Below are 12,198 nucleotides of genomic sequence, written 5' to 3'. Positions count from 1 at the left end.
TCAGCTCGCGGTGCTCTCAGGGTTTTCGGTGCTCTCCGAGTTTTCGGGGCTCTCAGTGCTCTCAGGGGCCAGATCTTCAGCGGCAAGATCGTCGGCGGCAGCTTCGATCTGCTCGTCAGCAGCATCCTCTTCAGAGTTGGTCTCGATGGGCTCTGCCACGGGAGCAGGAGGCTTGCTGGGGCGAGCAAAGGGATCGATGCGAGGTGCCCGCTCCTGGCGGATCACCCGGCTCTCGCCACCCCCCGGCCGGCGCTCTGCACGTGGGGCATCACCCCGAGGACCGGCCTGGGCCCTTTGTTGAGCGACCAGTTCGTCGAGTTTTCCATCCTCGAGTAGCTGGGCCACCGTGCGAATGGCGAAGCCGAGGGCAGCCACCGTGGAGCGCAGCGCGAAGCCCTCCTGAATGGCTCTGGCGGCACGCATCTCGTTGTCGCTGAGCCGGATGCGGAATCCGCCGGGTTCGCGGTTGCCTGGCGGGCGGCCACCGGCGCGGCCTCCCTGGTCATCGCGAGATTGAGAGGGGGTGGTTTCGTCGGCCATCGCCTCAGCCTGTGCAGTCAGGGGCAAGTGTGCCGCATCGGCTGGCCAAAGGGGGGGTGAGCCAGTGCAGCCGATGGGGCTCCCGCTGCCCGCTGCGAGCTAGCACTATCAGGGGCAAGGCCCGCACGGTTCCTGGTTGAAACTGGTTTCTATAGGTCTCCAGCAGCTCCAGATAGGCAGTAAATGTCCAGCCGTGGTTGCCTCGCTCCTGGTGACCCCAAAAGTGGCGCAGCGCCTCCTGGCAGGCCGGTTGACCGAATTCTTGCCAGCAGCGCAGCTGGGCTGACCAGGCCGGCTGTCCGGCGGCGATCCAGGCCCGATAGCGCACCAGCTCCGGGGCTTCAGCGCTGGCATCTGGAGGCAGCACCAGGGCAAGCTGCTCTAGTGATATGCGGCGCAGCCTCAGCCAGCAGCGCTCAAGCAGGGCCACCGGCAGGCTGCCAACCCAAATGGGAGCAGCCTGAAGCTCCACTGCCCAATCCAGCAGCTGGGCCTGCTGCCTAAGGGTCAATTGCGGGAGTGTCAATTGCGGCAGCTGCTCAGCCATGGGTGCCCTTAAAGGTGATGGCGGCGCTTGCGTATTCGCGGGGTTCGAGGTGGATCGTGCAGCGCACCCGACCAAAACGGGCCTCTAGGTGCTCCTCCACCAATTCGGTGATCCGGTGCGCCGTTGGCAGGTCATTGGCGTCCACCACCATGTGCATGTCGATGAACACCTGCTGGCCGAGCACCCCGCGGCTTGCGATGTCGTGGCAGTTGAGCACCCCCGCAACTTCCATCGCGACCTGGTGAATGGCCTCCGGAGCAATGGCGATCTGATCAACCAACTGGGGCAGGTTGGTCCGCAGCACCGACCAGCACACCCGCACCAGCAGCAAGCACAGCGGAATTGCTAGGGCGACATCGAGCCAACTGAGGTTGAGCCACAGCGCTCCTGCCAGGCCCACCAGCACCACCGCCGTTGTCCAGATGTCGCTGCTGGTGTGGGCCGCATCGGCCTTGAGGAGGGGACTGCCTAGCCTTCGCCCCTCGGCCCGCTCGTAACTAGCTAACAGAATGTTGATGCCGAGCACGAGCAGTAGTACCAGTAGCTCCCGGCTGTCCATTCGCAACGGCTGTAGTCCGTTGCGAAGACGTTCGAGGGCGGCCTGCAGGATCTCGAAGGCAGTGAACAGGATGAAGGCTGCAATAGCCATGGCACCGACCGCTTCGTACTTGTGGTGCCCGTAGGGATGGTCCCGGTCTGGTTCGGGATCCGAAAGTCCATTGGTCACCAGTCCCAACAGACTTGAGAATCCGTCAGTGGCACTGTGCATGGCATCCGCCAGCACGGCTAGTGAGCCACTCAATAGCCCCAGCAGCAATTTCAACAGCGTCATGCTGATGTTGACGGCTAGGGCCACCAGCAGCACTCGCTTCACTTGTTCTCGGGTGTCCTGGCGAACCTCCATTGGGTTGTCCCTTACTCCTGGAGTTGGCAAGGCAGACCCCCGACTCGCGCCCAAGCTATTGGCATTTGCCGCCTGCGCAGCGTCTCAAGCTGAGCTAAAGATGCATCAGCTTGTCCAGCGCCGTTGACGCCGCCGGTGACCCTCCCCCAGCTCGCCGGGTTAGCCATGGTTCGCCAGGCCATGCCCACGACCCTCAAACCTTGGCTGCCGGCTATCGGCACCGGGGTCATGGGCTGGTTTGCCCTCGATGGGCTGCTGCGGTTGAGTCACCTGCCCATCGCCTCTGGCCTCACCTTGGCTGGCCTGGGCCTGGGTGCTTCGCTGCTGCGCCGCCGCCAACCCCGGGGGCCAGCCCCTACGGATGTGCCCGGCTGGCTGGGGCGCCTGGAGCAGCTTGAGGGCCAGTTTTTACGGTTGGCAGCGGAGCCAGCCCCAGCCAAGGCTGAGCTTGATAGCCGGATGCGCAAGGACCAACTGGCAGCCCTGCGCCAGGAGCTGGATCGGCGGGGCTTGCAGGTGGCCTTAGTGGGTACCTGTCCTCCGGCTCTGGCTCTGCAACCAGATCTGATTGAGGCCCTGCGTGGTCCCGAGACCCTGCAGCTGCACTGGGCCCACCCCTTGCCGGCCTGGAGTAAGAATTGGTCTTGGCCTGAAGCATTTGCTGCCTGCGACCTGCTGATCCACCATCTGCGCACTCCTCTCTCAGCTGCTGATCTGCGCTGGCTCGAGGCCCTACCCGCCGCTCAGCCCGCCTGGCTGCTGGTGGAATTCAGCAGAGGTGACCAGACTCTCGAAGCTCTGGCCGCTGAATTGCGCTCCCAGCTTGGACAGGATCTTTCCCAGCGTCTGCTCTTTTGGAATGGCCAGCCCACGACTCTTGCAGCCAGCATTTCGCCCCTAGCCCGGCACCTCGCCAGTGGCGGAGCGGAGCTGCGCAGCGGCCGCCAGCTGCGTCGTCTTGAGCAATTGCATGGCCTTTGGCAGTGCGAGCTTGAGCAGCTGCGGAGGCAGCACTTCCTGCCGCTGCAACGGCGCACCCAATGGCTGGTGGCGGCTGGTGTGGTGGCGGCGCCCCTGCCCAGCCTCGACCTGCTGGTGCTGGCGGTGGCTAACGGCTTGATGCTGCGCGAGATGGCTCGCCTATGGGATTGCCCCTGGACTTTCGAGCAACTGCAGGCCGCCGCTAGCGAGCTCGCCAAGGCAGCCCTCGCCCAGGGGGTGGTGGAGTGGAGCAGCCAGCTTCTTACTGGCCTAGTCAAATTGCATGGCGCCACCTGGCTGGTGGGGGGGGCGTTGCAGGCGCTCAGCGCTGCCTATCTCACCCGGGTTGTGGCCAGGTCCATGGCTGACATGTTGGCCCTCTCGGCGGGGGTGAGCGAGCCGGATCTCGCCGAGATCAAACGCCAGGCACCCCTGTTGGTGGCCAAGGCAGCGGCGGCTGAAAAACTCGACTGGCCGGCCTTTCTCGAGCAGGGCCGGCAATGGCTTCGCAACCTGCCCCCTGCCGGCATGGACGGCTCAGATCTGATGGCAGCGGAGCCAACCCCTTGATTGCCCTCGATCAGCGGGTGCTATTTGCCTTTCTACTCACCCTGGCAGCCGGCCTTTGCACCGGGCTCGGTAGTTTGCTTGGCCTGGTGTCGAGGCGATTTAGCCCCAAGTTGCTCAGTTTGTCGTTGAGCTTTTCGGCTGGCGTGATGATTTTTGTCTCCTTTGTGGAGATATTTCCTAAGGCCAGGCAGGCGCTGGCCCTTGGGCTTGGAGCCACTACGGGCTATGCGGTCACCGTGCTGGCGTTTTTTGCTGGCATGGTGGTGATTGCCTTGATCGACAACGCCCTACCCAGCCATGATCTGACCCTCCCTGAGGCCAACTTGCCCAGGGCCCAGTCGCAGGCCTTGCTGCGCACAGGTTTGTTTTCGGCCCTGGCGATTGGAATCCACAATTTTCCAGAGGGTTTAGCCACCTTTGTTGGTGCCCTCTCAAGTCCCAAGCTTGGCATCAGCATCGCCATTGCCATCGCGATCCACAACATTCCCGAAGGCCTGGCGATTTCAGCTCCGGTGTATTACGCCACTGGGAGCCGCCGCACTGCTTTTTGGGTGTCTTTCGCCTCAGGGCTTGCCGAGCCCATCGGTGCAGTGGTGGGCTACGTCTTTTTAAGAACATTCCTCAGCGACACGGTGATGGGCTTGGTTTTTGCCAGCGTTGCCGGATTGATGGTTTACATCTGCTTCGACGAATTGCTGCCTGCCGCCCAGCGCACCGGGGCCCATCACCACGTGATGATTGCTGGCCTCACGGCAGGAATGGTGGTGATGAGTGTCAGCTTGGTGCTGCTGGCCTGAGGTGAACCAGCTCTCCAGCCGAGATCAAGCTGCGCCGGGCGCAGATCAGAGCTGGCCCTGGTGGCCGCTGTTGCCGCTCTACCCCTACGGACGCCGCCGCACCTTGGTGCGCGAATTGATCCCAGGCCAGGTCTGGAGTTTCGAGCAGCTCCAGGGGGTGTTTTACGTGGCAGTGCCGATCCGGATGACGGTGGTGCGTGTGCGGGGTGGTCTGTTGCTCTATGCCCCCGTGCCCCCCACTGGAGAGGTGCGGGCAGCTCTTGCCGAGCTGGAACACCGCTACGGGCCCGTTTGCACGATCGTGCTGCCCACCAGCTCTGGCCTTGAGCACAAGCTGCCGGTGCCGGCGATGGCAAGGGCGTTTCCCGCTGCTCAGGTGTGGGTGACACCACGGCAGTGGAGCTTCCCCTTGCCGCTGCCGCTGGCTTGGCTGGGGTTCCCGGCCCAGCGCACCCGGGTGCTGTTTGAGCAGGGGCTTCCCCATGCCGATGAGCTGCACTGGCTACCGCTCGGGCCCCTAGACCTAGGCCTGGGCACCTTCATGGAGGCGGCCTGCCTGCACCGCGCTAGCGGTTGCCTGTTGCTCACCGATGCCCTAGTGGCCATCAGTGAGCAGCCCCCAGAGCTATTTGATGCCGATCCAACGCCGCTGCTTTTCCATGCCAGGGATCGCGGTGATGCGCCCCTGCTCGACACCCCTGATTGCCGCAGACGGGGCTGGCAGCGACTGGTGTTGTTTGCCTCCTATCTCCGCCCAGATCATTTGCAGGTACCTGGCATCAGGGAGTTGCTTGCCGGCCTGCTGGCCGCGGGGGTGCGCTCCCCGCGGGCCTATTTCGGCCTATATCCCTTCCGCTGGCAGGAGGGCTGGCAGGCTGAATTTCGGAGTTTGGTGCCCGGCCCTGAGGCCGCACTGCTGGTGGCGCCTGTGTTGGAGCGGCTGGTCTTTCCCCGCTGCCGGGCCGCCCTGGTGACTTGGATCCGCACCTTGGCTGGCCAATCCGAGATCCGCTGGCTGGTGCCGGCCCATTACGAAGCTCCGGTGGCCTGCAGCCCTCAGCAACTAGGGGAGCTTGCAGAATGCCTTGAAGGGCGAGATTGGGCACCAGATAGGGGCAGCTGGGCCTACCTGAGCGGCATTGACAAAACCCTCCTGCGCTTTGGAGTTGTGCCAGAGCAGCCCGCGGAGCCTGGACCAGGGTTTTTGGATTAGGGGATTCTGGACTCGGGGATTTCTGAGTTTGAGCTAACTCAGAGCCTGAGCTCGCCAGGGTCGGCATCGAGGTCGCTGTCCAGATCTCCGCAGCCCAGCAGGCTCGTGTCCAGTTCCATGCGCTGTTCCATCTGGCGCAGGAAGTAACCGGTCATCATCGCAGAAGCGAGCAGGCCAGCCAGGTTTTCTCTGTTGGTCTGAATCTTGACCTCGAACTGCTCGCCGGGGAGCATCCCCAACAGCCCTTGGACGTTGTGGCGAATGATGTCCTGGATGTCGCCACTGGCTGAGCGAGCAACCCTTTGCAGCACATCAGGAGACTGCTCCTGCAGGTACTGAATCAACGAGTTACCGCTGATTGCTTCGTTATCGGTGGTCAGGAACTCCGGGTTGAACATCGCCGGCGTGCGCTGCATCCATATTGCACCCTACCCCAGCTCATTCGTCGTACCAGGGGGGTGGCCCATGGCGGAGATCCGTAACCAGCCAAACCGATTGAGGGGCCAGTAGCGAAGCACCGCCGTGCCGATCAAGGCCTTTTGAGGCAGGGGCCCCCAGAGGTGGGAATCCAAGCTGGCATTACGGTTGTCACCCAAAACCAGCAGATGGTCTGGGGGCACCGTGAGGGGTTCCAGCTGGTAGTCCATCGGTTCAGCTGACCAATCGATCGCCGCCTTGCTGCCGTTGCGCCAAAGCACACCATCGCGCACCTCCACTTCATCACCCGCTTGCGCCACCACCCGCTTGATCAGGGCCGCCTTGGGGTCGTAGCCAGCGGCTATTAGGGCTGTGGGGGGATGGAAGACCACCACGGTGCCGATCGGTAGGGGGCGATGCAGCCGGGCGCGCAGCTTCTCCACCAGCACCCGATCCTGCAGTTGCAGGGCCGGGAGCATTGATCCCGAGGGAATCCAGCGGGGTTCCAGCACCGCCCAGCGCAGCACCAGGGCCAGCAACACCCAGGCCAGCACTGGCACCACCTGGCGGCGCAGGGTTTCGACCAGGCTGGAAGTGCTGCTGCGGGGTGAGGACGACAAGGGTGCAGGGGAGACTGGTTCAATCCATCCTGAACCGCCCTGGCGTGGAGTTGGCCCGTCGCAATCTCGAGGCGGCGCTGCTGCTGCTGAAGGCCCTGATGGGTGAGGGGCTCAGCCAGGCTGTGTTGTGTCCGGGCAGTCGCTCCGGTGCCCTTGCCCTGGCCTTGGGCGTGCTCGAGCCGCGCGGGCTGGAGCTGTACACCGCCATTGATGAGCGCTCTGCCGCTTTTTTTGCCCTGGGATTGGCCAGGGCGACTGGAAAAGCGGTTGCGGTTGTCACCACCTCGGGAACCGCTGTGGCAAATCTGCTGCCCGCCGCGGTGGAAGCGGACTATGGCGCCATCCCCCTATTGCTGATCAGTGCTGATCGCCCCACCCGGCTCAAGGGCTGTGGGGCAAACCAGACCGTGAACCAGGAAAGCTTTCTGGCCGCCAGTGTGCGCTGGTTTGGCCAGGGCGATGGCACTGGACTGGCTGCCATGACGGACGCTGCCATCGCCGCCCTGGCTCTCCAGGCATGGTCTGCCACCCGGCCCCCTGGCCTGGCCCCGGGGCCAGTGCACCTCAACCTTCCCTTTGCCGAACCTCTACATGCGGACGGGCCGGCGCTGCTTGAGGCAATCGCCCACGGTTCCCTTGAGACAACTTCCCTTTCGTCAAGATCACCTTCATTGGCCGAGCTCGCCCTAGGGGCTGCTGGATCAGGGATACAGGCAACGCCCTTCAGCCCCGCTCCCGATCCAGGCCAGCCAGGCATGGTTGTGGCTGGTCCCTGGCGCGGCCTGCCCCAGCACTGGCCTGGTTACGTGGAAGCTTTGCTGCGCTGGCAGCGGCGCACGGGCTGGCCCGTGCTGGCAGATGGACTCAGCGGGCTGCGGGGGTTGGCTGACCTCGATTTGATCAGCAGCTACGACCTACTGCTCGAGGCTCCTCAACCCATGCTGCGTTCAGCCCAGGTGCTGCGCCTTGGCCCCTTGCCCGCCAGCCGCCGCCTGCAGCGCTGGCTGGCCGACCAGAACGCTCTCCAGTGGCTTGTCAGTGAGGGCGAGCCGAGATGTCTTGATCCGCTTGGCAGCGGATTGCACGGCAGCGGATGCCAGCAGAGCGCTGCCGGTTTGGCTGGCTGGAGCGCCAGCTTGCCTCCATCTTTTTGGGCCGGCGGCCCCAGCGCCGAGGCCCTGCAGTTTGGGTCTCGCTGGCGCCAGCAGGAGCTGCAATTACAACTCTGGCTAGATCAGCAGCTGGCCAGCGGTGATGGGGCTGAAATCGGTGTTAACGAGCTTTGTTTGGCGCGCCAACTGGGGCTCCTGCTGCCTGCCGGCTTGCCGCTGGTGCTTGCCAACAGCAGCCCAGTGCGCGATTGGGAAAGCTTCGCCAACCCCGCAGCCCCCTGGCGACCGGTTTTTGGGTTTCGAGGGGCATCCGGTATCGATGGCACCCTGTCGATCGCCTGCGGGGTCGCAGAGGCCCATGGCCAGGCGGTGCTGCTCACCGGTGATCTGGCCCTGCTGCATGACAGCCATGGCTGGCTCTGGCAGCGCCAACTAAAGGGGCGACTCACCGTGATCCTGATCAACAACGGCGGTGGCGGCATCTTTGAGCAGCTGCCAATTCGCACCACGCCTGAGCAGGCCCTGGATTTCGAGAGGCTGTTTGCCATGCCCCAGCAGCTTGATCACTTGGCTTTGGCTGCAGCCCATGGCGTGCCGGGGCGCAGGGTGGAGCAGCTCGCTGACTTGCCATCCCAGCTGGACTGGGCGCTGAATCAGCCGCTGGCACTGCTTGAGCTGGTGAGCGATCGCCGCGCCGATGCACTCAGGCGCCAGACCTTGCGCAGAATGGCCGCCCAAGCCCTGATGCAGTCTTGAGCCCTTCCTCCCCGACCCCGTCAGCGGTGCAGTGGCAGCCCGCCGGCTCCTACGAGGACATTCTTTTTGACCTGTGCGAGGAGGGGATCGCCCGCATCACGATCAACCGACCCCACAAGCGCAACGCCTTCCGGCCCCACACCGTGCAGGAGCTTTGCGACGCCTTTTCGCGAGTTCGCGACAACCCTCGGGTTGGGGTGGTGTTGTTTACCGGAGCCGGCCCAGCGGCTGATGGTGGCTGGGCCTTTTGCGCTGGCGGCGATCAAAGCGTGCGCGGCGATGGCGGCTATCTCGACGAGTCGGGTTTGCCCCGTCTCAATGTGCTGGATCTGCAGCGCCTGATCCGCAGCTTGCCGAAGGTGGTGATTGCCTTGGTGGCCGGTTACGCGATCGGTGGTGGCCAGGTGCTGCACCTGCTGTGCGATCTGAGCCTGGCGGCTGAGAACGCCGTATTTGGCCAGACGGGACCGCGGGTAGGCAGTTTTGATGGCGGCTTTGGCGCCGGCTACCTTGCCCGGCTGGTGGGCCAGCGCAAGGCACGGGAGATCTGGTTTCTCTGCCGTCAATACGGGGCCGACCAGGCTTTGGCCATGGGCTTGGTGAATGGGGTTGTGCCCCTAGATCAGTTGGAGACGGAGGGGATCAGCTGGGCGCGCGAGGTGCTGCAGCACAGCCCCACGGCAATCCGCTGCCTAAAGGCTGCCTTCAACGCTGAAACCGACGGCATGGCAGGAATTCAGGAACTGGCCGGCCAGGCCACCCATCTGTTTTATCGAACAGCGGAGGGCCAGGAGGGCCGCAATGCCTTCCTTGAGAAGCGACCGCCGGACTTCTCCGATGCACCCTGGCTACCTTGAAAACAAACAGATTTCATCTCAGGGCAGTGGGTTGGTTGGGGCTGCTGCGATTGCTTCCGCTCCTGCTTGTGGGAGCCGTCCTAAGTGCGCCACCCCTTGCCGTTGCAGCTGTGGAGCCATCGCAGCAGCGTCGGCTCGTACTTGACCGGCGCCAGCGCCAGTTGTTGGTACTAGAGGGCAACCAGGAGCGCAAACGCTTCCCGGTGGGTGTCGGCCGGCCGGGCTGGGAGACCCCGGTGGGTCAGTTTTCGGTTATCGAGCTAGCGGTAGACCCCACCTGGGAGCACCCAGCCACCGGCCAACGCATCCCGCCTGGACCTGCCAACCCCCTCGGCAGCCGTTGGATTGGCTTTCACCGCGACTGCAAGGGCCGTGCCGGCTTTAACGGCAGCGAGCACCTTGTGGTGAAGGGTTGCGTCAGTTCTGGCTTCCACGGCACACCCCAGCGGCACAGCGTTGGCCAGGCCGTATCGCACGGCTGCGTGCGCCTACTGGATGAGCATGTGCGGGAACTGTTTGATCTGGTGGAGATGGGCACGCCCGTGACGGTGCTGCCCTAGCGACAACCGTAGAGTTGCGCTCACCTCCGGTAACTCTGGGATGCGGGTCTTGTTTGCGGCGGCCGAATGCGCGCCGATGATCAAGGTCGGGGGCATGGGTGATGTGGTGGGCTCTTTGCCCCCTGCTTTAGCTGCCTTAGGCCACGACGTACGCATAATCCTGCCGGGTTACGGCAAGTTGTGGTCGAAGTTGAAGGTTTCGCCCGAGCCCATCTGGCGTGGCCACACGATGGGGAATGACTTCGCTGTCTTTGAGGCCCGCCATCCCACCAACGGCCTAATTCTCTATTTAGTGGGCCATCCAGTTTTCGATCCGGAGCGCATCTACGGCGGTGAAGACGAGGATTGGCGCTTCACTTTCTTTGCCAGCGCGACTGCGGAATTCTGCTGGCATCACTGGAAACCTCAGGTGCTGCACTGCCACGACTGGCACACCGGGATGTTGCCGGTGTGGATGCACCAAGACCCGGAGATCAGCACGGTCTTCACAATCCACAATCTCAAGTATCAGGGCCCTTGGCGCTGGAAGCTTGATCGCATTACCTGGTGTCCCTGGTATATGCAAGGGGACCACACGATGGCGGCGGCCTTACTGTATGCAGATCGGGTCAATGCGGTGTCTCCCACCTATGCGATGGAGATCCGCACGCCCCAATACGGCGAGCATCTAGATGGCTTGCTTAATTTCATCAGTGGCAAGTTGCGCGGCATTCTCAACGGCATTGATACCGAAGACTGGAATCCAGCCACTGATGCCAGCCTGCCAGCCCAGTTTTCGTCTGCAGATTTAGCTCCCCGTGCCATTAATAAGCAGGCCCTGCAGGAGCGCTTTGGCCTGGCTGTGAATCCCCGCTCCTACCTAATGGGAATGGTGAGCCGGCTAGTCGATCAAAAAGGTGTCGACCTGCTGCTGCAGGTTGCTGATCGGGTGTTGGCCTACACCGACAGCCAGGTTGTTGTTCTGGGCACGGGGGATCGCACCTATGAGTCGGGGCTATGGCAGATGGCAGCACGCCATCCCGGCCGCTTCGCCGTTTTCCTCACCTACGACGACGCTCTCTCTCGGCTGATCTATGCCGGCAGCGACGCCTTCTTGATGCCGAGCCGCTTTGAGCCCTGCGGTATCAGCCAGATGCTGGCGATGCGCTACGGATCGATTCCGGTGGTGCGGATGGTGGGCGGTCTGGTGGACACCGTGCCCCCCAACGACCCCCTGGCTGGCAGCGGCAACGGCTATGGCTTCGACCGTTATGAACCAATCGACTTCTACACGGCGATCGTGCGCTCCTGGGAGGCCTACCGCAATCAGGCCAGTTGGCAGGAACTCCAGCGCCGGGGCATGGGCGTGGACTTCAGCTGGGCCCGCTCGGCGCTCGAATACGACGCCATGTACCGCGACGTTTGCGGGGTAAAGGAGCCAACCCCCGAGGCTGCCGCCGTTGAGCGTTTCTCCCAGGGTCAAGATGCGGACCCCAGCCGGAGGGGTCTGGCTTCCCTGCTGAAGCGTCGTTGAACACCTTTTGGTGACGCCACCCACTTCCGCCCCCGATAGGTCGGGCCGTTCGGAGCCACCAGCTCCCTATCCGGCCCCTTACGTAGAACCTTGGGGCCGTCTTGCATTCGACCTGCGTGCCGCCTTGGCCAGCACGGTGCTCAAGCTGCGGGAGCTGGTGCGCCGAAACCGGGAGGGAGATTTATCCGTGCCTGGCTTTTGGCCCCAAGGGCTTGCGGCCTTTTTTTGGCCGGTGCTGCTAGCCCTGGGCCTGGCTGTATTGGCGTTTTTGCTGACGCTGCTGATAAAAACTCTCTTCTCTAGCCCCACCCCCAGCCCAACCACTTTTGATATCGCGGATAGTTCAGCCTCTCAACCAGTTGTTGAACAACTTGCTGAACGACTTGCCCCCCGTTCTGACCTGCCGCTTGCCCAGGCCCTAGGCCAGCCAGCTGCTCGCTCTGTTGGTCCAGCGCCAAGCTCCCCTGAGCCTCCTGAGCTTGCAGAGCCTGCTCCTGCCGTGCGCCTTGAGCTAGACCCCCTGCTGGCCCTGCTCTCAAACGATGACCCCGATGGCAGCATTTCTTCTGCGCTCCCCCACCCTGAGCAGGGGCTGCTCGATCTGGAGCTGGTGAGTACCTGGGCAGGCTTGCCATTGCAGCGACGCCAACAGCAAGCCGATCTCTGGCTGCAGCGCAGCCGTGAGTTGGGTTATGAGCGTCTACGCCTGGTAGCCCCTGGCGGCAATCTGCTGGCTCAGGCCGCCCGGGTGGGTAGCGGCATGGTGCTGTGGGAGGCGGAGACAATTCCTCAGGCATGATCCTCCGCATCG

General features: G+C 63.5%; 13 protein-coding genes. 8 read left to right on the top strand and 5 right to left on the bottom strand.

Going from position 1 to position 12,198, the window contains the following annotated elements; genetic code table 11:
* From KBY99_RS02740 to KBY99_RS02730, 3 genes are read right to left on the bottom strand one after another with little or no spacing between them, the layout of a single operon-like run.
* On the bottom strand, positions 1-567 hold the full coding sequence (locus KBY99_RS02740; RefSeq protein ID WP_409996519.1) for a hypothetical protein: 567 nt from the start codon (positions 565-567) through the stop codon (positions 1-3).
* Positions 545-1,087, bottom strand: coding sequence for a hypothetical protein (locus KBY99_RS02735; RefSeq protein WP_254997180.1), 543 nt, complete (start codon positions 1,085-1,087; stop codon positions 545-547). Before KBY99_RS02735 ends, KBY99_RS02740 begins: the two co-directional genes overlap by 23 nt.
* Positions 1,080-1,991: a cation diffusion facilitator family transporter gene (locus KBY99_RS02730; protein WP_254997178.1), complete on the bottom strand. Its 912-nt coding sequence runs from the start codon at positions 1,989-1,991 to the stop codon at positions 1,080-1,082. Before KBY99_RS02730 ends, KBY99_RS02735 begins: the two co-directional genes overlap by 8 nt.
* A 135-nt stretch (positions 1,992-2,126) precedes the next feature.
* Between KBY99_RS02730 and KBY99_RS02725 the strand changes: the two genes are divergently transcribed.
* The 3 genes from KBY99_RS02725 to KBY99_RS02715 are packed head-to-tail and all read left to right on the top strand — an operon-like array spanning position 2,127 to position 5,552.
* Complete coding sequence (locus KBY99_RS02725; RefSeq protein WP_254997176.1) at positions 2,127-3,542, top strand: YcjF family protein; 1,416 nt, start codon at positions 2,127-2,129, stop codon at positions 3,540-3,542.
* A complete protein-coding gene (gene zupT / locus KBY99_RS02720; RefSeq protein ID WP_254997174.1) occupies positions 3,539-4,339 on the top strand; it encodes a zinc transporter ZupT in 801 nt (266 codons plus the stop codon). Before KBY99_RS02725 ends, zupT begins: the two co-directional genes overlap by 4 nt.
* Position 4,340: 1 nt before the next feature.
* On the top strand, positions 4,341-5,552 hold the full coding sequence (locus KBY99_RS02715; protein WP_254997171.1) for a DUF4336 domain-containing protein: 1,212 nt from the start codon (positions 4,341-4,343) through the stop codon (positions 5,550-5,552).
* A 38-nt stretch (positions 5,553-5,590) separates the two neighbouring features.
* Here the strand turns inward: KBY99_RS02715 and KBY99_RS02710 are convergent, their stop codons facing one another.
* Both KBY99_RS02710 and lepB read right to left on the bottom strand, forming a co-directional pair.
* Positions 5,591-5,950 (bottom strand): DUF760 domain-containing protein, encoded by a 360-nt coding sequence (locus KBY99_RS02710; protein ID WP_254941274.1) that lies wholly within the window; start codon positions 5,948-5,950, stop codon positions 5,591-5,593.
* 30 nt (positions 5,951-5,980) lie between these two features.
* A complete protein-coding gene (gene lepB / locus KBY99_RS02705) occupies positions 5,981-6,589 on the bottom strand; it encodes a signal peptidase I (RefSeq protein WP_409996518.1) in 609 nt (202 codons plus the stop codon).
* Between the two features lie 44 nt (positions 6,590-6,633).
* Here lepB and menD point away from each other — a divergent pair, with 44 nt between their 5' ends.
* Genes menD through KBY99_RS02680 form a run of 5 tightly spaced genes read left to right on the top strand, consistent with a single transcriptional unit; the run spans position 6,634 to position 12,186 of the window.
* The gene (gene menD / locus KBY99_RS02700) at positions 6,634-8,457 is read left to right on the top strand and encodes a 2-succinyl-5-enolpyruvyl-6-hydroxy-3-cyclohexene-1-carboxylic-acid synthase (RefSeq protein ID WP_254997169.1); all 1,824 of its coding nucleotides are present in this window, start codon (positions 6,634-6,636) and stop codon (positions 8,455-8,457) included.
* Positions 8,454-9,314 carry a 1,4-dihydroxy-2-naphthoyl-CoA synthase gene (menB, locus tag KBY99_RS02695; RefSeq protein WP_254997168.1) on the top strand — a complete coding sequence of 287 codons (861 nt, stop codon included), beginning with the start codon at positions 8,454-8,456 and terminating at the stop codon, positions 9,312-9,314. The genes menD and menB overlap by 4 nt, the downstream gene beginning before the upstream one ends.
* A 50-nt stretch (positions 9,315-9,364) precedes the next feature.
* On the top strand, positions 9,365-9,874 hold the full coding sequence (locus KBY99_RS02690; RefSeq protein ID WP_315857942.1) for a L,D-transpeptidase: 510 nt from the start codon (positions 9,365-9,367) through the stop codon (positions 9,872-9,874).
* Positions 9,875-9,914: 40 nt separating this feature from the next.
* Entirely contained in the window at positions 9,915-11,387 is a 1,473-nt protein-coding gene (gene glgA / locus KBY99_RS02685; protein ID WP_315857941.1) for a glycogen synthase GlgA, read from the top strand.
* A gap of 10 nt (positions 11,388-11,397) precedes the next feature.
* On the top strand, positions 11,398-12,186 hold the full coding sequence (locus KBY99_RS02680) for a hypothetical protein (protein WP_254997166.1): 789 nt from the start codon (positions 11,398-11,400) through the stop codon (positions 12,184-12,186).
* Positions 12,187-12,198 lie beyond the last annotated feature (12 nt).

Origin of the sequence: Cyanobium sp. Maggiore-St4-Cus, from assembly GCF_024345615.1 — a bacterium.
GTDB classification, from domain to species: Bacteria; Cyanobacteriota; Cyanobacteriia; order PCC-6307; family Cyanobiaceae; genus Cyanobium_A; species Cyanobium_A usitatum.
Note: the sequence above shows the minus strand (reverse complement) of the source record. Positions and strands in the feature narration are given on the sequence as shown.

Bases quoted from the DNA above. Each gene is read 5' to 3' on its own strand.
- KBY99_RS02735 (WP_254997180.1), bottom strand. From the start codon at position 1,087: ATGGCTGAGCAGCTGCCGCAATTGACACTCCCGCAATTGACCCTTAGG.
- KBY99_RS02730 (WP_254997178.1), bottom strand. From the start codon at position 1,991: ATGGAGGTTCGCCAGGACACCCGAGAACAAGTGAAGCGAGTGCTGCTG.
- KBY99_RS02710 (WP_254941274.1), bottom strand. From the start codon at position 5,950: ATGTTCAACCCGGAGTTCCTGACCACCGATAACGAAGCAATCAGCGGT.
- glgA (WP_315857941.1), top strand. From the start codon at position 9,915: ATGCGGGTCTTGTTTGCGGCGGCCGAATGCGCGCCGATGATCAAGGTC.